Annotated in this window: 18 protein-coding genes; 14 read left to right on the top strand and 4 right to left on the bottom strand. The window is 70.1% G+C overall.

Annotated elements, in window-relative coordinates; all coding sequences use genetic code 11:
- Nucleotides 1-51 precede the first annotated feature (51 nt).
- Nucleotides 52-807, bottom strand: coding sequence for a hypothetical protein (locus tag ACIPV2_RS07790; protein ID WP_400840012.1), 756 nt, complete (start codon nt 805-807; stop codon nt 52-54).
- Between the two features lie 214 nt (nt 808-1,021).
- Here ACIPV2_RS07790 and ACIPV2_RS07785 point away from each other — a divergent pair, with 214 nt between their 5' ends.
- The 9 genes from ACIPV2_RS07785 (at nt 1,022) to ACIPV2_RS07745 (ending at nt 16,588) form a co-directional block, all read left to right on the top strand.
- A complete protein-coding gene (locus ACIPV2_RS07785) occupies nt 1,022-2,152 on the top strand; it encodes a serine/threonine-protein kinase (protein ID WP_400840010.1) in 1,131 nt (376 codons plus the stop codon).
- Complete coding sequence (locus tag ACIPV2_RS07780) at nt 2,149-8,118, top strand: Ig-like domain-containing protein (protein WP_400840008.1); 5,970 nt, start codon at nt 2,149-2,151, stop codon at nt 8,116-8,118. Before ACIPV2_RS07785 ends, ACIPV2_RS07780 begins: the two co-directional genes overlap by 4 nt.
- A 74-nt stretch (nt 8,119-8,192) precedes the next feature.
- Nucleotides 8,193-9,182, top strand: a complete 990-nt coding sequence (locus ACIPV2_RS07775) for an AAA family ATPase (RefSeq protein WP_400840006.1) — start codon at nt 8,193-8,195, stop codon at nt 9,180-9,182.
- Entirely contained in the window at nt 9,179-10,549 is a 1,371-nt protein-coding gene (locus ACIPV2_RS07770) for a DUF58 domain-containing protein (protein ID WP_400840004.1), read from the top strand. Before ACIPV2_RS07775 ends, ACIPV2_RS07770 begins: the two co-directional genes overlap by 4 nt.
- Complete coding sequence (locus ACIPV2_RS07765; protein WP_400840002.1) at nt 10,546-13,101, top strand: transglutaminase domain-containing protein; 2,556 nt, start codon at nt 10,546-10,548, stop codon at nt 13,099-13,101. The genes ACIPV2_RS07770 and ACIPV2_RS07765 overlap by 4 nt, the downstream gene beginning before the upstream one ends.
- Entirely contained in the window at nt 13,098-14,600 is a 1,503-nt protein-coding gene (locus ACIPV2_RS07760; protein ID WP_400840000.1) for a DUF5684 domain-containing protein, read from the top strand. The genes ACIPV2_RS07765 and ACIPV2_RS07760 overlap by 4 nt, the downstream gene beginning before the upstream one ends.
- Nucleotides 14,597-15,424, top strand: coding sequence for a PP2C family protein-serine/threonine phosphatase (locus ACIPV2_RS07755; RefSeq protein ID WP_400839998.1), 828 nt, complete (start codon nt 14,597-14,599; stop codon nt 15,422-15,424). Before ACIPV2_RS07760 ends, ACIPV2_RS07755 begins: the two co-directional genes overlap by 4 nt.
- On the top strand, nt 15,421-16,053 hold the full coding sequence (locus tag ACIPV2_RS07750) for a hypothetical protein (protein ID WP_400839996.1): 633 nt from the start codon (nt 15,421-15,423) through the stop codon (nt 16,051-16,053). The genes ACIPV2_RS07755 and ACIPV2_RS07750 overlap by 4 nt, the downstream gene beginning before the upstream one ends.
- A gap of 145 nt (nt 16,054-16,198) precedes the next feature.
- Nucleotides 16,199-16,588 (top strand): hypothetical protein, encoded by a 390-nt coding sequence (locus tag ACIPV2_RS07745; RefSeq protein ID WP_400839994.1) that lies wholly within the window; start codon nt 16,199-16,201, stop codon nt 16,586-16,588.
- 67 nt (nt 16,589-16,655) lie between these two features.
- On the opposite strand, the gene ACIPV2_RS07740 is transcribed toward ACIPV2_RS07745, so the two are convergent.
- From ACIPV2_RS07740 to eccD, 3 genes are read right to left on the bottom strand one after another with little or no spacing between them, the layout of a single operon-like run.
- A complete protein-coding gene (locus ACIPV2_RS07740) occupies nt 16,656-17,978 on the bottom strand; it encodes a S8 family serine peptidase (protein ID WP_400839992.1) in 1,323 nt (440 codons plus the stop codon).
- A complete protein-coding gene (gene eccB / locus ACIPV2_RS07735) occupies nt 17,978-19,330 on the bottom strand; it encodes a type VII secretion protein EccB (RefSeq protein ID WP_400839990.1) in 1,353 nt (450 codons plus the stop codon). The genes ACIPV2_RS07740 and eccB overlap by 1 nt, the downstream gene beginning before the upstream one ends.
- Before the next feature lie 3 nt (nt 19,331-19,333).
- Nucleotides 19,334-20,668 carry a type VII secretion integral membrane protein EccD gene (gene eccD, locus ACIPV2_RS07730; RefSeq protein ID WP_400839988.1) on the bottom strand — a complete coding sequence of 445 codons (1,335 nt, stop codon included), beginning with the start codon at nt 20,666-20,668 and terminating at the stop codon, nt 19,334-19,336.
- A 150-nt stretch (nt 20,669-20,818) separates the two neighbouring features.
- Between eccD and ACIPV2_RS07725 the strand changes: the two genes are divergently transcribed.
- Genes ACIPV2_RS07725 through ACIPV2_RS07705 form a run of 5 tightly spaced genes read left to right on the top strand, consistent with a single transcriptional unit; the run spans nt 20,819 to nt 23,637 of the window.
- Nucleotides 20,819-21,115 carry a WXG100 family type VII secretion target gene (locus ACIPV2_RS07725; protein WP_400839986.1) on the top strand — a complete coding sequence of 99 codons (297 nt, stop codon included), beginning with the start codon at nt 20,819-20,821 and terminating at the stop codon, nt 21,113-21,115.
- On the top strand, nt 21,112-21,750 hold the full coding sequence (locus tag ACIPV2_RS07720; protein WP_400839984.1) for a hypothetical protein: 639 nt from the start codon (nt 21,112-21,114) through the stop codon (nt 21,748-21,750). The genes ACIPV2_RS07725 and ACIPV2_RS07720 overlap by 4 nt, the downstream gene beginning before the upstream one ends.
- Before the next feature lie 49 nt (nt 21,751-21,799).
- Complete coding sequence (locus ACIPV2_RS07715; RefSeq protein WP_400839982.1) at nt 21,800-22,111, top strand: hypothetical protein; 312 nt, start codon at nt 21,800-21,802, stop codon at nt 22,109-22,111.
- 16 nt (nt 22,112-22,127) lie between these two features.
- On the top strand, nt 22,128-22,898 hold the full coding sequence (locus ACIPV2_RS07710; RefSeq protein ID WP_400839981.1) for a hypothetical protein: 771 nt from the start codon (nt 22,128-22,130) through the stop codon (nt 22,896-22,898).
- 46 nt (nt 22,899-22,944) lie between these two features.
- A complete protein-coding gene (locus tag ACIPV2_RS07705) occupies nt 22,945-23,637 on the top strand; it encodes a hypothetical protein (RefSeq protein ID WP_400839979.1) in 693 nt (230 codons plus the stop codon).
- The last annotated feature ends 407 nt before the right edge of the window (nt 23,638-24,044 follow it).

Below are 24,044 nucleotides of genomic sequence, written 5' to 3'. Positions count from 1 at the left end.
GCGCGATACGCGAAACCCGCCAGCAATGTGGCGGCGTGACCGGGCTGCGGCTCAGAATCCGTGCTGGCCGACGAACGCGCTCAGCACGCCGTCGGTGCCGGTGCCGTCGAGCACGCCTGACATCTGCAGCGTCACCGTGCCGGTGAATCCGTTGGCACCGGGAACGGCGATCTCGAGCGGGTAGGTCCCGCCGAGCGCGGGGATCCGCGGCACCTCGCCGCCATCCGCGAGAGCGCGTGCCGCCAGGAATGCCTCGCTGACGTCGACTCCGTGGATGCGGTACACCGTGTCGGCCGGGAGCCGCTCGACGCCGCTCGCGTCCAGCCCGAACGCGTCTTCCGGAATCACCATGGCGTAGTCGTCGGAACCCAGCTCGTCCTCGCTCGTCCGCCGGAGATCGACGGTGTCCGTGTGCTCGGCGCCCGCCATCTCGTACGTCACAGTCGCGCTGCCGCTCTCGGCGTCGTCTGCCGCAGTCACGTCGTCGACGGAGAGGATCTTCGGCCGGTCCTCGATCAGGTTATAGACGCCCTCGGTCCGGGTGAGCAGCAGCGCGAGCGGCTGCTCGAAATCCACCGCCGGGTAAAGCTCCTCGGCTGCGCCCTCCTCGTCCCCGGCGGCGAGGAGCGCGAAGAAGAGGTTCACCGAGGAGCGCACGCCGTCCTCCGCCGAGAAGAGCTCGACATCGGCCGACGGCGTCGGCGACGGAGGGGATGCCGGCGCGCAGCCGCTCAGAGCCAGCGCCAGCCCCAACGTGGGAACGGTGAGCAGCATCAGACGCTTTCGCAGTGTTTCCGACGACCCCATCCGCGACTCCTCGTCCTCGTGCTTCTTCCGCGTGGTGCAGATTCCGACTCAGGCGGCGCCTCCGACTCTAGAGGAGGCCAGCGGCACTGTCCACGCGGGCGCGCTGCGGCTGTCGGGCCTGCGGATATAATCTTCGCCGGGGGGATCTTCCTGCGCGCACAGACGACGCGACGCGTGTTCTCAGTCGCCCCGAGACATCGTGGAGGAGGGGCCCGTGGCGAAGCGCATCACGTCGTCGCCTCCCGTGCTCGGCGGCTACAGCTACGTGCGTCCACTCGGGTCCGGTGGCTTCGCCGACGTCTTCCTGTACGAGCAGGACATGCCCCGCCGTGTCGCCGCCGTGAAGGTGCTGCTCGCCGATGCGGTCAACCCCGAGGTGCTGCGCACCTTCAACATCGAGGCCGACATCTCGGCGCGGCTCAGCGCGCATCCCAGCATCGTCACCATCTATCAGGCATCCATCTCGGCCGACGGCCGCCCGTACTTCGCGATGGAGTACTGCCCCGACACGATGAGCGCGCGCTACAAGAAGCAGCCGCTCCCGCTCGCTGAGGTTCTCGACACCGGCGTCCGCATCGCCGGCGCGCTGGAGACCGTGCACCGCGCGGGGATGCTGCACCGCGACATCAAGCCCTCGAACATCCTCATCAACTCACTCGGCGCTCCCGTGCTCGCCGACTTCGGCATCGCGGCCGCCGTCATGGACGAGGGGGACGGCGAGACGATCGCGATGTCGGTGCCGTGGAGCTCGCCCGAGGTGCTGCAGGAGAAGGTGTCGGGTTCGGTGCCCAGCGAGGTCTGGAGCCTCGGCGCCACCCTCTACACGCTGCTCGCGGGCCGCAGCCCGTTCGAGCGCGCCGACCGCGGCTCGAACTCGCGAGACCAGCTGACCGACCGCATCATCAAGGCTCGGTACACCGCGGTTCCCGCGCCTGGCATCCCGCCGATCATCGACGACATCTTCGCGACCGCGATGCAGCGCGACCCCGCCAAGAGGTTCGCGAGCATGGCCGACTTCGCCGAGCGGCTGCGCTGGGCTCAGTACGAGCTGGGGATGCATCCGACGGCTTTCGAGGCGGCCTCCGCCGAGTGGGCGGCCGCTGCGCCGGTGAACTTCTCCGACTCCGCACCCCGCGGCGCCGTGATCACGACGGTGGCGCCCGACTCCCGTCGAGCCGCCCGCGCCGCGCAGAACGCCGGCCCGGCTCGGGAGCGGGACGAACTGCCGCAGCCGCGATCGAAGGTCCGCTCACCGCTGGTCGCCGGAGTGATCGGAGCCGTCATCGGCGCGTCGGCCCTCGGCGCGATCGGCGTGGCTGCGCTGTTCCTGACGGGTGTGCTGTGACGGCGTTCGCAGGGCGAAAGCGGACGGATGCCGCGCAGCGGCGGCCCCGAAGCCGCGTGATCGCGGCCGCGGCGGGCATCGCCGCGCTGGCCGTGGTCGTCGTGCTCGCGGTGACTGCTCAGGGGTACGAGTCGCAGGAGGTACCCCGCCTCGAGTCCGCCGTCTGGGTCATGCGCGACAGCGGTCAGTACGCCCGGGTGAACACCGACCTCGCCGAGATCGACACGGTGCGCACCGTCGACGACCCGGAAGCCGTGTGGCAGGACGGCTCATCGGCGGTGCTGTTCGCGCAGGGCAACCGGCAGCGGTGGGATCTGAATCCCGCGAGCCCCGATGACCTGCTCTCCGAATCACCCGCCGAGGGCACGCCCGTCACCTCCGAGCCGACGCCGGCCGGCACCAGGCAGATCACCTCGGCCGGGCCGTACGTCGCCTACCGCACCGACACGGGCCAGGTGTCGGTGAGCACGGTCGAGAAGGGAGCGGGCACCGCGCTGGTCGACCCGTTCGCCGCCGTCGAGGTCGAGGAGGACGAGGAGCCGCCCAGCTACACCGCGGATGCCATCGCGCTCTCACCCGACGGCCTGCTCGCCCTGTACTCCGCCGACGAGGGCGCAGTGCGGCGATTCGACGTGCGCGAGCATCGCTTCCTCGATGACGGGACGGCTGTGCCCGAGGCTCCGGACGGCGGCGACGGATTGGCGATGACGGTCGTCGACGGGCGCTGGGCGCTGCTTCAGGCCTCATCGGGCGAGCTGTGGATCTCCGGGCGCGATCAGCCCATCGAGCTCGAGGTCGGGGACGACGCCGTTCTGCAGACCGGTGCCGCGCGGGGGGACGAACTGGCGGTGGCCGACGCCGACGGTCTGGTCACGGTCGACCTCGGCACCGGGGAGGTGGAGCGCACCGTCGAGGCCAGCGGCGTTCCCGCTGCGCCGGTCGTCGTCGCGGGGAAGACGTACGCGGCCTGGCTCGACACGAACGCCGGAACGCTGTGGAGCGGCGGGAAGACCGTGCCGATGATCGTTCCCGAAGAGACGCTGGAGTCCGCCGCCATCGAGCCGGTCTTCCAGGCGAACGGCGATCGCGCGGTGCTCAGCGAGATCAGCACCGGGCTCATCTGGACGGCTCCCGACGGCGCCCTGATCCCGCTCGAGCAGTGGGCCGTCGAAGACGAGACCGAGCAGAAGGAGGGCACGATCGTCGTCGAGGATGTGGCGGAGCAGATGCCGCCCGTCGCTGTGAACGACGCGTTCGGCGTGCGCTCCGGTGAGCAGGTGATCCTGCCCGTTCTGCTGAACGACCACGACCCGAACAAGAAGGACGTCCTGACGATCGACCCGGCCTCGATCTCTGGACTCTCGGATCCTGCCTTCGGTGACATCTCTCTGGTCGCGAACGGACAGTCGCTGGTGATCGACGTCCGAGCGGGTTCCGGTCAGGCATCCTTCACCTACGCCGTCACCGACGGCGCCGCCACCTCGACGCCTGCGACCGTGACGCTGACCGTCGTCGACCCGGCCTCGAACTCCGCTCCCGTCTGGTGCGGGGTGGAGGCATGCCAGCAGGACTGGCCGACGCCGCAGCTGCTGCCTGGCGGCAGCACGATCGTGTCGGTCCTGTCGGGCTGGGTCGACCCCGAGGGCGACCCGTTCGTGCTCAGCGACGCCTACGAGACCGATTCCTCGGCTCCGGTGATGGTCGTGCCGATGGCCGACGGTCGCGTGGCGATCCGTCACACCGACCCGAACGCCACCGACGCCGTCGTCTCGGTGACCGTCGTCGTCGAGGACGTGCACGGCGAGACCGCCGAGAAGCAGCTCGAGGTGCAGGTGACCGGCAGCGCCGCGCTGCTCGCAGCCCCGGTCGCCCTGACCACACGGGTCGGCGAACTGCAGTCGATCCGGATCTCCGATCACCTCTCCGGCGGGTCGGGGTCGTACCGGCTGGTGGATGCCGTGCAGACCGCGGCCACGGCGCAGGGACTGCAGGTGACCCCGAACGCCGCAGCCGGAACGGTCGACGTGAGCGTCGCCGAACCCGGGCAGTTCGTCGTCACCTACACGGCTCAGGACGCGTCCACCCAGGCGGAGCAGTCGGCTGTCATCCGGATCACGGCGGTCGACGGCTCGTCGGCGCTGAGCATGGCACCGCTCACCGCCTTCGTGCGCGAGGGCGAGGACACCACCGTCGAGGTGCTGAGTGCCGTGCAGAACACGAGTGGCCGGGTGCTCATGCTCTCGGACACGGTCTCCTCCACACCGCAGCTCAACGTGCGCGCCGTCGGCAACGAGAGCATCCGCGTGAACGGCACGACGGAAGACGGCGAGCCGGGCGTGATCGGCAAGGCCACGGTGACCGTCACCGACGGCTCGGGAGCCGCGGTGCAGGGAACGGTGACGGTCTTCCTCGCGCCGCCCTCGACGGTCACGCGGCCGATCGTCTTCCCGGATGCGATCACCGTGCGCGCCGGATCTCTCACCCGCATCAGCGTCGCCGCGAACGACGTCGCCCCCCGCGGCGAACCGCTCGTGGTGCTGCCCGAGGTGACCGGTTCGGGCGAGGCGGGCGAGCTGGTCTTCGCCGACGGCAACGCGCTGCGATACCTTGCGCCGACGACAGCGGGAACATACCGCCTGACGTACTCGATCTCACTCGAGCGCAATCCTTCGCTGTACGACAACGGCGCGGTCACGGTCACCGTCGTGCCCGCGGGCACGAACCGCGCGCCCACCCCCACGACGCTCACAGGGCGGGTGCTGAGCGGCCAGACCGTGTCGCTCCCCGTCTCCGCGACGGGCATGGACAGCGACGGCGATCGGGTGGTGCTCGCAGGCGTCGACCAGCCCGACAAGGGCGCCGGCACCGCGACGATCTCTGCGGCGGGCGACGCCATCGTGTACCGCGCTCCGGCGAATGGGGTCGCCGGAGGCCAGGTGAGCTTCCGCTACAGCGTGCGGGATCCGCAGGGCGAGGTCGGCGAGGGAACGGTGCGCATCGGCGTGCTGGACGCCGACGTCGAGGACTCGGCTCCGATCACCTTCAGCGACTACCTGCGCGTCGAGGCAGGCTCGCGCACGCCCGTCGTGCTGGATCCCCGGTCGAACGATCTCGACCCCGCGCAGGGCGAGCTCGAGCTCGTCGATCTCGTGCCCAACGCTCCGCCCGTGAAGGGCAACCCGCTCTACGACCGTCTCGACGCGCTCATCGACTCCGGCACCTCGCTCAAGGAGGGGCGAGTGATGCTGCGGGCCGGCGACACCGCCGGCACGAACTCGTACTTCTACACCGTCAAGTCGACGAGGACGGGAAGCACGTCGCAGGGCCTCATCGTCATCACCGTGACCGATGGTGCCGTCACCGACCAGCCGAGGGTGGCGGACACGGTGCTCACGGCGCGCGATCGCGGCGACATGGCCGAGAGCGGCATCGACGTCGTCGCCGACCGCGTGAGCTGGCCGTCGGGGGATGCGTCGTCGCTGCGTCTGAGTCTCTGGGGCGATCAGCCGGGATTCTCGGTGCGCGGCAATCGCATCATCGGCGCTGCTCCGGAACAGGGCGGCCTCGTGCCCTTCCGACTCACGGGTACCGGCTCCGGCGGGCGCGACGTGGTGGGCTACGGCTTCCTGCACATCCCGGCATTCGACGACATGCAGGTGCAGCTCAAGCCCGGCGCGACGCCGGTTGTCGTCGATGAGGACGCCTCCGCGACCTTCGCCCTCCGTGACTACGTCGACCTGCCGGCCTCGGATGACATCGAGATCGGATCCGGACAGTTCGGCGTGCAGCGCGCGGCCGCCTCCTGCGCTGCCAAGGGCGACGCCCAGGCCGAGTATCGCGCCGGCCGCGAGGCGCCGTGGTCGGACAGGTGCCTGGTGCCCGTGCGGCTCAGCGGTCAGAAGCGGTGGTCTCACGTCGACGTGCCCGTGACCGTGCGACCGGCCGAACCGCAGCTGCTGCTCTCGTCGATCTCGCACACGATCGCACCCGGCGCGACCGAATCGGTCGACCTCTACGCCAACATGGCCAGCTGGGAGGGCGGCCGCGAAGGCGACGCCCGATCACTCGACTACCGCGTGACGTATTCGGGCTCGGCGTTCACCGTCACGCAGGCGGGATCATCGCTGACGGTCGAGGCGCGAGCGGACGCTCGCCCCGGCATCGCCGAGAACGTCAGCATCACCGTCGCCCAGTACGGTCAGCCGTCGGCATCCGTCCGCCTCGTGGTCGGAGCAGCACCTCCGGATGCCCCGCGCGGCGCGACCTTCACACGGCAGTGCGTGGTCACCAGCGCCAGCTGCTCCATCGACGTCGTCGGCGTCGCGGGCGAGTACGACCCCTTCGAGGGCAAGACCGGATCCGGCCTGCGGCTGATGTCGCTCGGCGGCGGCGCCCGCTGCGACGTCGCATCCGTCTCCGTCTCGAACAGCGCGGCGATCACCGCGACGTGGCCCGGCGGCGGTCAGGCCCCAGGTGGCCAGTGCGTCATCCCGTTCGTGGTGTCCGACGCCCAGGGCCGCACCGGAGCGGGAACCCTCACCCTCGATCTGCAGGGCTTCCCGCAGCCGCCCGCGAGCGTGACGACCGTGGGCTTCACCCGGTCGACCGTCGAGCTCGAGGTGCCGCTCGGAGAGGCGGGGCGCGCGCATCCCGGCGTCACCGGGATCACGATCTCCCAGGACGGATCTGCGGCCAACGCGTCGTGTCGTCCTGCGGGAGCGGTGTACCGCTGCACCGTGAATGGCCTCGTCAACGGCGAGCCGCACATCTTCATGGCATCCGCCGTCAACGCGATCGGAGCGTCGGCGCCCACCTCACCGCACACGAGCTGGGCTTACGCGGTGCCGGTCGTGTCGAGCGTCTCTGCATCGCCGGTCTACCGGCCGGGCGGCACCGACCGCGGGCGCGGAGTCGTCGCGCTGTCCATCGCCGCATCGGATGATTCACGTGCCTTCCGCATCGAGGAGACCGGCCAGGTGATCGAGCGCACCGGCGCGACCACCACGGCCGAGATCACGCTGTCGCCCGGTGCGCAGACGGTGACCGTGGTGCCGATCAGCCAGTTCCAGCCGCCGACCGGCGGCGGTGGCAACGAGGGCGGAGCGGTTCGCGCCACCGTGACCGTCGCCGGGGCGCCGTTCTTCGACCCCGCCGGCACGCAGGCAAGTCCCACGTCGAACACCTCCGTGAGCGTCACCGGGGTAGCGCCGCAGGCGAACGGCAGCGCCAAGCCGCTCGAGGTGATGTATCTCGCGTGGCGCTCGGGCCGGGCGGACTGCAGCCCCAACGGCGACGGAACCCTGTCGGTCTCGGGCGCGGAGGTCGCGTCGTCCTCCGCGACGCTCACCGGGCTCGCCGAGTACGCGATGTACAACGTCAAGGCGTGCGTGTCGAACGGGTACGGCGTGGCCGAGTCGGACCCCACCCAGGTGTTCACCTTCACCTTCGTCGACGGCCCGGCCGGCGACACGAGCTACACCATCGCCCCCGAGGCGAAGCGCACCGGCGACCGCTACTCGTACGAGGTCCAGTCCGCGCCGTCGATCAGCGCGAAGGACGGATTCGTGCCGCAGTTCTACATGTACGGGTCGTGGCGATCGAGCTTCGAGCTGACACCGGATGCCTCACCGCTTCCGGTGCGCGCGCGCTCGTGCCACGCGACGCTGACCATCTACTGCTCGAACCCGGTCGAGATCACGGCCCGAACCGCGCCGACAACGGTCAGCGTGCAGTTCCAGCAGTGCGTGCCGGCGAAGAAGGAAGACGTGTACAGCGTCAGCAGCGCCGCGCGCGGGTCGTTCAAGCCCACCTTCACAGAGAGCGTCGTCAACGGCGTGACCGTCGTCGACACGACGATCACATGGGAGGACGCGTTCCGCGCCCTCAAGCCGATCACCCATCGTGCTCCGCTCTGCACGCAGCCGCCGCCACCCGATCCCACCGACCCGACCGACCCCGCCGGATGAGCACCATCCGCACTGCCGAACCCCGCCCCGCCTTGCCCTGCACGACGCAGACGCCCTAGACGAAACCGGATGCCATGCCCGCCTCCTCCGCCGCTCCCGTGACCATCGCAGCCGAACAGGCGTCGTGGTTCGCGGAGACCTTCTCGATCCTCGCCGGCAACGTCGAACAGGCCATCCTCGGCAAGGCGCACGTCGTCGAGCTGGTTCTCGCCGCCGCCGTCAGCGGCGGACACGTGCTGCTCGAGGACTATCCGGGCACCGGCAAGACCGCGCTCGCGCGCGCGATCGCCCAGACCGTCGACGGCACGAGCACGCGCATCCAGTTCACGCCGGACCTGCTGCCGGGCGACGTCACCGGCATCACCGTGTACGACCAGAAGGCGGGGACGTTCGAGTTCCACGCCGGTCCCGTGTTCGCCAACATCGTGCTGGCCGACGAGATCAACCGGGCCAGCCCGAAGACGCAGTCCGCCCTGCTCGAGGTCATGGAGGAGGGCACGGTGACCGTCGACGGCGTGACCCGCCCGGTGGGCTCGCCGTTCCTGGTCATGGCGACGCAGAACCCCATCGAGCAGGGCGGCACGTACCGCCTGCCCGAGGCGCAGCTGGACCGCTTCATGATCAAGACGTCGATCGGATACCCCGATGAGGCCGCGACCATGCGCATCCTGCAGGGTGCGGCGCAGCCGACGAGGGTGCTCGACGCGATCGCCGACACCGGCACCATCCTGACGATGGCGGAGATGTCGCGCGGCGTCTATGTGAGTCCGCTCGTGTCGGACTACATCATGCGCATCGTGGATGCCACCCGCCGGGCCACCGAGGTGCGGTTGGGTGCCAGCGTGCGCGGTGCGCTCGCCCTCTCGCGTCTGGTGATGACGTGGGCGGCCAAGAACGGCCGCACCTTCGCCACGCCGGATGACGTGCGCGACCTCGCGGTCGTCGCGCTGGCGCACCGCCTCGTGCTCGAACCCGAGGCCGAGTTCGACGGGGTCACCGCGGTCGCCGTCGTCGGGCAGATCCTCCTCGACGTCGAGCCCCCGCACGAGAACGGCACTGCGTGAGCTTCAGCACCGAATCCCGCCTGACCCGTACGGCGGCGCGGACGAGCACGTCGACGCGCACGTCGACGGTGACGCGTCACGAGCGCACGCGGAGGGGGCCCGTCAGCGGAGCCCTCTTCGGTCTGCGCCGCGGCATGATCGCGCTCACCCGAGCGGGCCGGGCGACGGTCACGTGGCTGCGCGAGACGGTCACCGCTGCCGGGATGCTGGTGGCGGTCGCCCTCGCGCTCGGTGCGCTCGCCGGGCTGCTGATGGGCTGGATCGAGGGGTGGGCGGTCGCCACGATCGCACTGGTGCTGCTGATCGCGTGCGTGCCGTTCGTGCTCGGTGCGCACGACTACCGGATCGATCTCTCGCTGGGCCGCGACCGCGTCGTCGCCGGGACCGACATCGAGGCGGTGCTCGACGTGCGCAACAGCGGAACCCGGCTGGCGCTGCCGGGCGTCGTCGATGTTCCGGTGGGGGAGGGGCTCGTCGAAGCGCACGTCCCCCTGCTGCGCGCCGGTGCCCACCACCGCGAGCAGCTCACCATCGCGGCGCGGCGACGCGGCGTGATCGACGTGGGGCCGATGACGATCACCCGGGGCGACCCGATCGGCATCCTCCGGCGCGAGATGCGCTGGCCAGACGTGCAGCGCATCCACGTGCATCCCGTGACGACGCGGCTGCCGAGCACCAGCGCGGGCCTCATCCGCGATCTCGAGGGCACCCCGAGCACGACGCTGGTCGACGCCGACCTGTCGTTCCACGCGGTGCGCGAGTACGTCGTGGGCGATTCGCAGCGGCACGTGCACTGGAAGTCGACCGCCAAGACCGGGCGACTGATGGTGCGGCAGTACGAGGAGTCGCGTCATGCGCGCATAGCGGTGATCCTCGATCTCGACGTCGAGTCCTACGAGAGCGACGACGAGTTCGAGAACACGGTCAGCGCGGCAGCATCCCTCGCGCTGCAGGGCGTGCGCGACGGCCGTGACGTGCTGTTCTCGGTGAGCGACGAGATCCCCGAGCACAGCCGCAGCGAGGTGCTGGCGATCCGCACCCTGCCGACGATCACGTCCAAAGCGCTTCTCGACGCCACATCGACGATCGATGCGTCCGAGCGCACGATGCGGTTGGAGGCCGTGACGGCGCTGACCGTGCAGTCGTACCCCGATCTGTCGATCGGCTTCCTGCTGACTGGATCGCGGATGCCTTTGGAGCGCCTTCGTCATGCCGCAGTGAAGCTGCCGGCCGCCGTCGAGGCCGTCGCGGTGCGCAGCGAGATGGGTGCGCAGCCCACGCTGCGCACCGCGCGCGAGCTCGCCGTCATGACGCTCGGCGCGCTCGGCGACCTGCCGCAGATGCTCGCTCGCGGAGCTCTGCGATGAGCGCCGGGAAAGCCGCCGGAGCGGCCACCGCCACCACCCGCGCGCGACGAGAGTCCCGGTTCTCCGCTCTCGTGCTCTGGTCGCTCGCCTACGTGATCTCCGGGATCGTCCTCGCGACCATCGCCGCCTGGCCTGTCTACGCCTCGCCGCGTGCGCTGGTGGTCGGTCTCGTCGGCGGCCTGCTGAGCATGGGGGTCGCCTTCGTGTCGCGCATGCTGCGCTGGTCGGTGCTCACCGCCGCCCTCACCGTCGCCGCGGTCTACCTGGTCGCCGCCGTGCCGCTCGCGATCCCCTCGGCGCTGTCATCCGTCCCCGCATTCATCGGCGGCCTGCGGGACGCCGTGCTCGGGGTCGTGCTCGGCTGGAAGCAGATGCTGACGCTGAATCCGCCGCTCGGCGAGTACCAGGCCGTGCTGATCCCCTTCCTCGTCGTGATGCTGTTCGGTTCGTTCGTCGCGACGATGTTCGCGCTGCAGCCCGGTCGGCGTGCTGGCGTCGCGGTGCCGGTGCTGGCCGGGATGAGCGTGTTCGGCATCGCGTTCGGCCTCACCTCGACATCCGGTCCTGTCGAGGTGCTCGGGATCGAGCTTCCCGCACCGCGGGAATGGGCCATCGGTGTCGCCGTGTTCGTGACGGCGCTCATCTGGCTGGTCGGGCGGTCGCGTCTGCAGCGTGCACGAGCGCTGCGCGTGGTCGCCGCCGCCAACATCTCCCGTCGGGCCACGCCCATCGGGCTCGCCGTGCGGCGTCACCTGCTCGCCGCCGGTCTGCTGGCGGTCGCGCTGTTCGCCGGTCTGGCTGTCGCGCCGGCCAGCGCAGGCTGGACCGATCGGGTCGTTCTGCGCGACGGTGTCGAGCCCATGGTCCTGGTGCAGCAGCAGTCCAGCCCGCTCGCGTCATACCGTGCGTGGTTCGCCGGCGACCGGATCGATGAGACGGTGTTCCAGGTGACGGGCGATGTCGGCCGCGTCGACCGCATCCGGCTGGTCGCCCTGGGTTCCTTCGACGGGAAGGACTTCCACGTCTCGCCGGATGCCCGCTTCAGCCGTCTGCCACGACAGGCGCCGCCGGGCGCAGGCCGGGCGTCGCTGGCGATCACGATCGGCGACGCCTACCGCGGCATCTGGGTCCCGGCGCCGGCCGGACTCGCTGAGGCGCCGTCGTTCGCGGGGGAGCGAGCGGATGCCCTGGCCGACGGGTTCCGCATCGATGACGACGGTGGCACCGCGATCACAGTGGCCGAGGCCCCCGGCGACGGCGAAGGCCTTGTGCCCGGCGATCGGTACACCGTGCTGGCCGATGCATCCACGCCGGCTGACGATGAGATCGCCGCCGTGCGCGGCGGCGAGTCCCTGCTCGACGCCGACCGGCATCCCTCGCTCGTCGAATGGGCGAGCATGCAGGAGCTGCCGCGCACGGGCGCGGGCTACCTCGAAGCGATCGACCGACTGCGCGCTCGCGGCTACCTCAGCCACGCACTGCTCGCCGACACGGCGGCAGCGGACTGGATCGCCGCCCTCACCAGCTCGGACGGGTACGTCTTCGCCCCCAGCTACTCCGGTCATTCCGTCGCCCGCGTCGAGCAGCTCTTCGGCGAACTGGTCGATCAGGAGCGGAGGGCGGGCGCCGATGCGTCGCCGGAGATGCTCGTCGCGGCCGTCGGGGACGACGAGCAGTTCGCGGCGGCCGCCGCCCTGCTCGCTCAGCACTGGGGGCTGACATCGCGCATCGTCCTCGGTGCGCGGCTGGAGGGCGCCGAGGAGATCCCCGGCATTCCGGCGTGCAGCGCGCAGTGCACGGGCGCGAACATGAGTGCGTGGGTGGAGGTGCGCGAGGGCAGCGGGCCCTGGGTGCCGGTCGACGTGACGCCCCAGTTCGCGATGCTGCCCAGCACCATCACTGAGGGTGAGCGGCTTCCCGAGCATCCCACTGTTCCCGAGCAGCCGCGCTCGGAGGCGCTCGATCCGCCCGAGGCGCAGAGCGACTCGAACAACGACGCGCCGCCCCTCGAGGATCCGACCTCTCCTGTGCTGTCCATCGTGCTGCCGATCCTGCGTGCGGTGGGGCTCGGTGCCCTGGCCCTCTTCCTGCTCGTGCTCCCGCTGCTGGTGCTCGTGCTGTCGAAGCGCTGGCGCAGGGATGCGCGGCGCCGAGCCGAAGACACCGAGGTGCGTCTGGCCGGGGCCTGGGAGGAGCTGGCCGACATCTACGCCGACAGCGGGGTGGAGATGGATGCGCGAGGCACGCGCCTTCAGCGCGCGCAGTCGGCGGATCGAGCCGCCGCCGTGCGCCTCGCGGCGGTCGTCGAACAGGCCGTCTTCGCCCCGCATCCGCCGAGCGATGAGGATGCCGCCGCAGCCTGGGCCATCGTCGAGGCCGAGCGCGATGACCTGCGCAGTGGCCCCAGCCGGTGGCAGCGGCTGGTCCGCACCGTTCGTCCTACCTCGTTCGCCGCGCGGGCGTGGCCGTGGCTCTCGGATCGTCAGCGCCCGCGCCGGCTCGATACGCTCGCTGTGACGGGTTTCACAGACCTCAAGAAGGGGGACTCATGACCGGGTCTGCGCAGGGCGACCTCGCGACGATCATGGCCATCGTCGGCGGCCTTGTGCTGCTCATCACGATCGGATGCTACGTCTGGTACGCGCTGGCGCTGTCGCGCCTGTTCCCGCGCATCGGCGGCGAAGGCTGGAAGGGCTGGGTGCCGATCCTCAACGAGGCGGAGATCCTGGCCCGCGGCGGCGTGCCGGCGTGGTCGGTGGTGTTCTACTTCATCCCCCTCGTGCAGCTGTACGGGCTCTACTTGAAGATCGTCGCCACGCATCGCATCAACAAGCGCTTCGGGCGTGGGGGAGGGATGACGGCCCTCGCCGTGCTGCTGCCGCCGGTCTGGGCGACCGTGCTCGCCTGGGGCGTCCCGCCCTATCCGGAAGGCGACCGGCTCGCCGCCCTGCAGCCCGGGCCGCGCCGCACACCGCAGCCGGCGCCGGCTCCCGCACGCGATGCATCGGGATACGCGATCCCGTCGCTGGCACCGCCGCAGTCCGCACCGGATGCCGAGCGGCCGACGATCCCGGAGCATGTGTCGGCGCCCGCGGCGTCGCAGGCAGCCGGCTCGCCCTCGTTCGCGCCGCCTGTGCTCGCGCCTCCCGTTCAGAGCCCGCCGGTTCTGAACCCGCCGACTCTCGCGCCTCCGGTGCCGCAGGCATCTGCGTCCGAGATCGTCTCCCCGACGGGCCAGGCCTCCGCGCCGGCGGCCGCTCCGCCGACGGCCGCAGCCGAGCCTCCTGTGCCGCCTGCACCCACGCCGCCCGCGGCGTTCGCGGCGCCTGCTGCCCCCGCGCCTCCCGCTGCCGCACCGCCCGTGGGCATCCGCGCGGTGCCGCCCTCGTTCCGCGACGGAGCCGCGAGCGAATCGCCGGATGCGATGCCGGCGATCCGGCCCGCACCAGCGCCGATCGTCAGCAGCCCGCCCACGATCGCGCCGCCGCCTCCGCCCGCACCGCCCGCGCCGACCCCGTCCGCCGCATCGGGCGCTCTGCCGGCCGCATCCGACGCGGCTGCCGACGCGCCGGCACCCGCCCTCGCATCGACACCCCTGGGCGCATCGCTGCTCCTACCGGGAGCGGGTCTGGCCGACGAGGTCGGCAAGACCATCGTGTCGCCGCGGCGACACGATGATGACGACGACTTCGACGCGACCGTCGTGGTCGCCCGCAAGCAGGGTGTTCGGCGATGGCTCGTCCTCGACGACGGCCGCAGGTTCGCGCTGTCCGGAGCGCGCGTCGTCATCGGTCGCAATCCGGTCGGCGAGCCCGGCGAACAGCGTCTCGCCGTGTCCGACACCACGCGCACGCTCTCCAAGACCCACGCGCGCCTCGTGGTGCAGGAGGACGAGTGGCGGCTGACCGATCTGCATGCCACGAACGGTGTGGTCGTCGTCGCCGACGACGGAGCAGAGACGCTGCTCGATGCGGGCGAGAGCGTCGTCGGCACCGGCCGCTTCATCCTGGGAGAGGTCGGCATGCATGTCATCGCGGAGCGCGATTCGTGACTGTCGACTCCGTCGTGCTGAAGGTCTCGTCGCTCACCGACACCGGCCTGACGCGGTCCGTCAACGAGGACTCGGTTCTCGATGCGCGACCGGTCTTCGTGGTGGCCGACGGCATGGGCGGGCACGATGCAGGTGACCGCGCCAGCGCGGCCGTGGTCGACGCCTTCGAGCCGCTGCGCGGGCGTGCGGTCGCGGTCGATGACATCCGCGATGCCCTGAGCCGCGCGACCGCCGTGATCGAGAGCATCGCGGCCGCGCACAGACGCGGGGCGGGCAGCACGGTGACCGGGGTCGCACTTGTCGAGCATGAGGGCGCACCGCACTGGCTCGTCTTCAACGTCGGCGATTCCCGCGTGTACCGCCACCACGACAACGAGCTGACGCAGCTGACGATCGACCATTCGCTCGGGCAGGAGCTCGTCGACGCCGGCGAGCTGCGCGCCGAGGACCTGCTCTCGTTCGCGAAGCGCAACGTGATCACGCGCGCGGTCGGTGCGCCGGACAGCACTGCCGACAGCTGGCTGCTGCCCGTCGTCGACGGTGAGCGCCTGCTGCTGTGCTCCGATGGGCTGACCGGTGAGGTCAGCGACGAGGCGATCCGGGCGACGCTCACCATGAACGGTCGGCCTGAGACAGCCGCCGCGGCTCTGGTGCGTCGGGCCCTGCAGGCCGGCGGACGCGACAACGTGTCGGTCGTGGTGATCGACGTGGTCTCGGGGGGCGCGCGCACCCGTCCCGACGATGCCACCGGCGGGCGGGTGGCCGCATCCGCCCTCACCGATTCGATGCTGGAGGGCACGACGATCCCGGTGCGGGCGCGATGACGAGCGACGAGGCCGAGGAGACGGTCGTCCTGTCGCGCCGCGATCGCCGACGTGCAGAGGCGGACGCGGATGCCGTCCCCGAGTCCTCCGTGTCGGAGGTCGACGAGTCCACCGTCGTCGTCGACCGCTCCGCGACCTCGGCAGAGGAGGTACCCGACGAGGCGACGATCGTCGTCGACCGATCGGCGGACTCGGCAGAGGACCAAGCCGACGAGTCGACCGTGGTCGTCGACCGCTCGGCGGGCTCGACAGCGGATGCCTCCGGCGAGGCCACGATCGTCGTCTCGCGACCTGACCGCCGGCTGCGGCGCAAGCGGGCGCAGACGACGGGATCCGCCGACAGCACGACGACGGAGGTCTCAGCTCCGAGTCGCGAGGCCGAGCCGTTCGCGCCGCCGACGAACGGCCCCGCTCCGGCGATCTACAAGCCGCGCCCGGCGCCGCTCGCGCCCGTCGCTCCGCCCGTGGTGGTCGGTGCTGCGGCCCCCACGCGGGTCGAGAACCCCGGCCTTCCCTCCGTCGCCAGGCAGGGGCGGCGGTGGAGCATGCTCACGCTCGGCGCTGCGGCAGGAGCGTGCGTCGTATCGGTGACAGGTCTCATCGTGCTCGGCTTCGTCGTCATCGGCTGACCGGCAGTGGGTTCAGTACGGGTGTCGCGTAGGGTGATCGAGAACGGACTGGAGGGGTCACGTCGATGAGCGATCAAGCGGAAAGGTTGGGTGGGCCGTGATGGTCGCCGACTCTGCGAGGAACAGCACCGGAAGTCCGCGGACCGTGGGTGTGTTCGCACTCGTGTTCGGTGCACTCGCGACGATCATCGCCATCCCGACGCTCGTCGCGGCTGTGACGGATGCGACGTTCGTGCTCGTCAGCATCGTCGCCGCGGTCGTAGCTGTGGTGTCGCTCCTTTTCGCTGGCTACGCCTTCAGGTTCGTCCGCGACCCCTCGACGAGGCTCACCGCGATGACCCCACTGCTCTGGCTACTCGCCGCGGCGCTCTTCATCGGCGTGCTCGGCAGCATGGGTGCCTTCGTGTATGGTCAGGCCGTGCGGAACCAGCAGGGCGCGTCCGTCGCATTGCTCGTGCTGCCACTGGCAGGAGCAGTCATGGTCACGGGCGCTGTGCTCATGGGCTTCGTCATGAGGGCCCGCCGGTCCGTATGAGCGGCAGCGGTCGCTGCTGATCACTGCCCTACGACGATTTTCTCGGAGACCGCCGCGCAGGGTGCCCTCAGGGCGCATCACCTTCGGGCGTAGCCCGCTCGAGCAGACCGCCCCGGCGCTCTTCCGGCTGAGCCTCCTCGGATGCGGCGGCCCCGTGTCGCCGACGCAGCACGATGAGGATGCCGAGGACACCGAGCAGCGTGGCGCCCACGATGGCTGCGAACAGCGCGGCGTCGCGGGTGCGCAGGAACGGCGAGGGGCCGTGGTCGGGATCGACAGCGGCTGCGGGCGGTCGAACCGCGCTCTCGGCCGTGTCGAAGAACGGACTCACCGGTCCCCGTGTGCTCGCATCCGGAAGCAACTGAATGGCCGCGACCGGCTGGATGAAGCCCCACCCGTTCACATCATCGCGATTGTCGGCGTCGGCGCGCAGCGCCGTCGCTGTGAGCCGGTACGCCCACCCCGCGGGAGGATCATCCGGATGCGCCTGAGCCACCAGCGCCGCGGCGGCACTCACGTAGCCCGTCGCGAAGCTGGATGCCGGTGCGTCGGAAGCGAACAGGCAGTCGCCACCGCCCGTCGCGGCGGTGAGCACGTTGCCGCCGGGGGCGGTCACGTCGACCTGAGGACCGTGGATGGAGCTGTCGGTGGCGAGGCCGTCCGCGTCGGCGGCGCTGACACCGAGCGCCTGCTCGTAGGCGGCGGGGAAACGCGGTCCGTCCTCCGCCTCCGGATCAGAAACGCGGTTGCCGCCGCTGGCGACGACGAGAGCGCCGACGGCCGCGGCGTGCTCCACGGCGCTGCGCAGCTCGACGGAGTCGGACACCTGCGACATCGAGACGCTGATGATGTCCGCGCCGTTGTCGGCGGCCCAGTGGATGCCGTCGGCGGTGCGCTGCGAGGAGGGGCCGAAACCCTTCTCGACATCCTGCTGCGAATCGCTGCGAAAGACCCGCACCGAGAGCAGCCGCGCATCGGGGGCGAGGCCGACGACCCCGGATCCGGCGACGGGCTGGGCGGCGATCTGACCCGCGATCGCTGTGCCGTGTCCGGTCGTATCGCTCAGGCCGTCGCCGCGTTCGCCGTCGCCCACGAGGTCGATGCCGCCGGTCACGACTCCGGCGAGGTGCGGGTTCCCCGCGTCGATTCCCGAATCGACGATGGCGACGACGACACCGGCGCCCGTGGCGAGCCGGTTCGCCTCCTCCGCGCCGAGAGCCGCGAGCGCCGCGGGGGCCTCAGGGGAGAACACCACCGTGCCGGGTTCGCACGCGCCGGTGGCCGCGGGCACGATCGACGCTGCAGAGGAGGGTGTCGCCGCGGCGCTCGCGGGCGCGCCGAGCAGAGCGGAAGCCAGCGCGACGGTCGCAAGAGCGGCGCGACGACGCATCACTTCGCCTCGGCGCCGGGCGATTCGCTCGCAGCCTCGGCTGTCAGCGCCGGGCCCGCGGCGAAGAACTCGATCCAGGCCGCCGGCACACGGCCGACGTCGTTCGCGGCGTATCCGAGCTGCGCGATCGGCCCGTCCGCCGCCTCGTTCGAGGGCGTGTCGGCGACTGCACCCGGAATGGCGTAGGCGGTGCCGGACTCGTCGATGAGCACGGCCATTCCGACGCCGTCATCCGATGTTCCGCTCATCTGCACGAGCGCCCCGCCGCCGACGGCGACGCGGACGCCGTCGCGCTCCTCGGGAAGCCCCGAGGCGGTGGCGCCGAGGGTGGTGCGGGCGTCGTTCGCGAGGACGGCGCACGGAGCCTCGCCGGACGCGAGCGGCGTCAGCGGAAGCGCTGGCCAGTCATCGCCCCCCGCGGTCGGCACTGTCGGCACATCGGCCACGTCGGCAGGCGACACCTCTTCCTGAGGACCCGCTTCCTGACCGCTGCCGAGCAGGTACAGCTGGTAGGCCAGCGGGCTGAGTCGAGCGAGCTCACCGGTGGCAAGGGCGACGTAGCGCTCGTCGGCGGGACTTCCCTGCACGTGCACGATCATGCCGGCCGTGAGGTCGGTGCCGGGAAGGGAGGTGCCCACGCCGTTCAACCGGATCGGCTCGAGGTCGGCGCCGGGCTCGAAGAGATTGAGCCAGCGCCCGTCGACATCGACGACGTCGCTGGTGCCCAGCCCGACAGCACGGAGCACGGCATTCGCGTCGTCGGCGGGCACGGCGTGGCGGAGCCCGTCGGCGATCACGAACAGCTCGTCGCCGCGCTGCACGACGGTTCCGATGCCCGCGGAGACCTTCGCGATCGAATCCTTCGAGAGCGACACGGCCGTGCCCTCGGAGTCGTCGACGCACGCGGTCCACGAGGTGTTGATCAGTGCGCCCGGCGCGGGAAGGTCGTCGGGGGCCCCGAGGATGCCGATCGATCCGCCGACGGGGATGCCGTCGAGCGCGTTCTGATCGGTGCGCACGACCTTGAACTCGCCGGCCGGGATGAGCAGGCGGGCGCTGGCAGTGTTGATCACGGGATGCAGCGTCCCCTCGACGGAGACGTAGCGTGCGCCGGTGTCGGTCGCCACGATGAGGCGGTTGTTCTGCCAATCGCCGGGAAGGCCGGGCTGCATGATGCCCCAGAACACACCCACCAGGATGACGCCGACCGTGAGGGCGACACCCGCGACCACGGCGCGCAGCGGCTTCGCCGGCTCCAGCTCTTTGCCGCCGGGGGCCCCGCCGGTGAAGGCGGAGAGGAGCCGGCGTCGGCTGAAGCCCTGCGCTTCGATGAGGTCCTTCTTGGTCGCCATCGGTCAGACGAGCCCAGCGGTGATGACGCCGAGCGGCAGGAGCAGTGCCAGCGCCACGACCTCGACCGTGTCACCGAGTCGCGTCAGGCGCAGACGGGCCTTCGGAGTGAGGAGAGTGAGGCCGACGAGGATCACCGTCGCGGTGACGAGCATCAGCAGCATCCAGGTGCGGACATCGGGAAGGGCGAGCGCGACCGTCACGCCGGTCGCAGCCAGCCCGATCGCCCCGATCGCCATCAGCACCAGCACACCGAGGCGGGCGTGCATCTGACGCGACTGGAACATCATGCCGATGAAGGCGAGCACGCAGAGCAGGGCGCCGGTGACGCCACTGCCGGCCACCAGGGGGGTCGCGAGCAGGGCGGCGAAGCCGAGGGCGGCGCGCAGCGCGATCAGCGTGCGAGTGCCGGCTGCCGCGCGCCGCTTCACCTCGTCGGCATCGATCGGCTCGGGAGCGGCGAACATGTCGGCGTCGCTCTGCGGGGAGATCACGCGGATGCGGGTCGAGCTGAGCGCGAGCCAGGGAAGACCGTTCGCGAGCAGGGCCGTCGTCGCGAGCATGATGGCGTAGGGCGCGAGCGGATCGCCGAACACAGCGGCCGCCGTGGCGGTGATGCCGATCGACGCGCCGAGAGCGATCGGCACGAGATGGATCTCGGGTTTGTCGTGGGTGACGGCGAGACTGAGCCCGCCGACGATGACGAGCCCGAGCCCCATGGCGGCGAAAGGCCACCCCCAGATGCTCTGCACGGGAACGGCGAGATAGCCGGCGAGCCCGCCGTAGGCCGCGGCCGCGAGCCCGAGCGCGTGACCGGCTTCGGGCTGGTGCAGGCGCAGAAGCACTGCGGCGGCGACGCTGAGCACCACGGCTCCGGCGCCCGCGATGACCGCGGGCAGAAGCGAGGTCGGCGGCGTCGCGACGAGCAGCAGGGCGCAGAGGGCGAGGAAGGTGAGGCTGACGAAGAGAGCGGTCCGCGAGCTGTCTGCGGGTGTCCAGGAACTGTGCTGCTCAGCGGTCGCATCGATGACGGCTTCGACGACGTCGTCGTAGATGCGCGGCTCGCGCATCAGCCCCCCGCGCACGAGCGTGAGCAGCTCGCCGTCATGCACGCCCTGGGCCGCAACCCCACGAGCCGGGTCGAGCGCTGTGCCATCCGCGCGCTGCAGCGCGTACCCGCCGTGCGTGAGCGACGGGTCGAGGACGCCGAGGCTGCGCGCGAACCCGGGGATGATCTCGACGAGCGGCACCTGCGACGGCACGCCCACATCGAGCCTGCGATCGTCGCTGACGACGGATAGCCGCAGCACGGTTCCTGCCACGGTGCCGCTCTGGCTCATATCAGTGGTGTCCCCCCACGTGTGCGATGTTCTCCCCGCCGAGGGGAGACGACCCGGACTCACTCTAGTTGACAGGCCAGGTACTATCGGTCGCGGACGCCGGGGGCACGCCTCTGCGGCGACGCGGGATCGGACGAAGTCGGAGGGGATATGTCGGATCAGATCAAAGTCGGCGGGTCGAAGATCGAGGTGCTCGTCGGAGAGCTGAGGAGCGCCCGCGACGAGATCGCGCGGCTCCTCGGTGACCTTCAGGCGAGCCTCGACCGGCTCTCCGGAGAGTGGAGCGGCGAGGCGTATCGGGCCTACGCGCACGCGCAGCAGCGCTGGAACGCGCTGATGCAGGAGATGCAGGACGAGCTCGACCGGGTGCAGCGGCGCACGCAGGAGTCCAATGACGCCTTCACGAGCGCGCAGCAGTCCACCAAGCGCCTGTGGAGCGAAGCATGACTCGCCCCGAACCCACCCGTGGGCGTCTGGCGGCGCTGAGGGAGGAGGATCGCGAGATCTGGAGCGTGTCGGACGATGAAAGCGTCGTGCGGTTGTCCGTGGGCGTGGACGGCACCTTGGAGACGCTGCATCTGTCGCCGCAGTGGTGGCAGAAACTGAGCGCGGAGGAGCTCGGTGCGCTGGTCATGCAGCTGATTCGCGCAAGCGCGGCATCCAGGAATCAGTCGATCGCCGATCTGGAGGATGCGGAGATACCGGATCACGCGGCAGACGAGACGGCCATGATCTCCGATTCGCCCACGCAGCACAGTCGCACTGAGCTCACCGCCAGACTTCAGAATCTGCTGACCGCATTCTCGGAGGTCGACGACTACCGGCAGGCGGTCGAGGCCGCGACGCGGGATTCCGCACGCCTGCGCAGTCCGTCCGGCAATGTGTCGCTCGAGGTCGTGGGAGGAGCTCCCCGGAGCCTGGTGATAGATCCGTACAACGTCCAGCTCACATCGGAGCATGCGCTCGCGTCGGAGATCGTCGCGCTGTTCCAGGAAGCGAGCCGGTGGCTCGGGGACCGACGCGAACGCGTGCTCGAGGAGCTGCCGGAACTCGCAGCAGTGCTGGCATCCGTCCGAATGTGAACGGGACGCGCGTCGTGACGAGGCCCGAACCGAGGAGTCGAGGAGAACGATGAGCTACGAGAACTATGAGGCGGCGCTGCGCGATCTCGCGGCGGACTCGACGGCATGGAGCGACCTGTCGGCGACGTTCGGCGAGGTGGCCGGCATCGTCGGAGAATGCGGTCTGGCCAGGTTCGAGATGGACGGGGTCGGCCATATGGTCGGCGCCGAGGAGAACTACAACACCGCTCAAGAGACGATCCAGACGCTGGTCGATGCAGCGAAGATCGCGCTTCAGGATGTGTCGGACAAATTGATCCAGACCAAACGGAACTACGAGGCGGCCGACGGCTATTCGCAGTGGTTGCTGGATCAGGGTTGAGCTCGGAGAGGAACTCATGGACTTCATCACACCCACTGACCAGTCGTCGTTCGACGAACTGGTTCGGAACATCCACGACGGCATCACCCAGACCGGGGAGAAGCTCACCGAGTGCAACGAGGCCTACGACGCCAACAAGGGCGACATCAGCCTCTGGGACAAGTTCCTCGACTGGTTCAAGAACACCATGGTCGAGGTTCGCGAGCGGCTCAACGACGCGATCGAGCAGTACAACGAGTTCGTCGCGACGATCGGGGACTATCTGAGCCCGGGCAACCCCTTCGCGATGTATGCGAAGCATGACAGGTGGCTCACCGTCAAAGAGAAGATCACCGGGTCGAAGACGACCATCGAGGGATCGTATCTGCGCGCGGACACCACATGGAAGGGTGATCCCGGCGACGGCTACGGCGACCTCGCCGAGCGACAGAGGATCGCGATGGACACCGTCGCCGGCTACGTCGACACCATGATGGACTTCTTGAACGAATACGCGAAGAAGATCCTCGACTCCTGGATCTACTTCGGTGAGCGGATGATCACGTACATGATCGACCAGATCGACGCCGCTTCCGAGTTCATCTCCGCAGACCCGCTCAAGTGGCTGGACATCGTGCCGAAGATCGTCAACGTGTGCACCAACCTGGCTCGGCTCGCGGTCGATATGACTGCGGAGCTGGCGCGGAACTTCACTGCGTCGAAGAGCACCGCGGACTCTCTCAAGCAGGGGATGGCGGATCGCCACGGTTTCCCGAATGGCACGTGGCCCGCGGCCGTCATCTACTGAGGTGGTCATGCATACAGAACGCCGGATGGGCCTGCGAAGGCTGCTCATGTCGACCGGGGCCCTGTGCCTGGCGCTCGTGGTGAGTGCCTGCGCCCCGGAGCCCGCTCTCGAGCCGATCGACTCGAGCACCGATGAGCTGCAGATCGAAGGCACCGTCGAGAACTTCTTCGAGCTTCTCCGAGACGGAGATGCGCGCGCTGCGGCACTGATGACGGACCTCGAGATCGACATCGATGCTGAGGAGGCGCTGCTCCTCGACGACGGCGTCTATTCGAAGGTCGGGTCCAGGCCTGAGCTCGTCGATGTCGGCGACGTGTCGGTGTCCGGAGACGAAGCGCGGGCGGAGGTGCGCTATCTCGTCGATGAGGTCACCCGCGAGGAGACGCTCGAACTGGTGCGCATCCCGAAGCAGGGGACCGTCCCTGAACACCACCTCATCCGGCTCTCCCCGGAGGCCGCGGGTGCCGACATGACGGGGGCGGAGCTGCTGCCCGACGACACTGTCTACCGCATCAACGGCGTGGACGTGACCGCTGCGATTCGCGCCGCCGTCGAACAGGCACCCCGCACCGGGGGAACGCCTCGCGTGCTCGCATTTGGTGGCGACTACCCCATCGAGGTGACTGTTCCTGGCGGCGGCGGGTTCACCGACACATTCCTGCTGGAAGTGCCGATGTTTGCCGGTGGCGATTCGTCGGGGGGCGGCTTCGTGGACTTCGTCCGTGAGCACGGCTTCTGAATCGCGGGCTCTTTCCTTTCTCCAGCGCCTCATCGAAGCGGTCGTCATCCACTTCGACTGACGCGTCCGCCTAGGCCTGAACGTGCGGCGGTGCCGTCGCGCTGCCGGGTCGACATATGGGGTGCGAAATGATGGGTTGACGTCGTGCCCTGTCGATCGGAATGCATATCGGGGTGTTGGCGTCGGGTGGTGTTGTGTTCTAGCCTGTGTGCGGAATGTGATTCGTGGGGGGTTGTTCCGTTGTCGTCCCTGGTCGGGGGATGCGCTCTCCCCGCTTGTGCGTCCTTTGGGACGGGAGGGAGTGAGTTATGACTGATGTCATCTCCGCTGAAGAGGGGGCTCTGCGTCGCGGGGCTCAGGCGGTGCGTGAGACGAAGTCCGGGATCGATCAGCAGACCAAGAAGGTC

Origin of the sequence: Microbacterium sp. NPDC089987 (assembly GCF_044748505.1) — a bacterium.
Taxonomy (GTDB): Bacteria; Actinomycetota; Actinomycetes; order Actinomycetales; family Microbacteriaceae; genus Microbacterium.
Note: the sequence above shows the minus strand (reverse complement) of the source record. Positions and strands in the feature narration are given on the sequence as shown.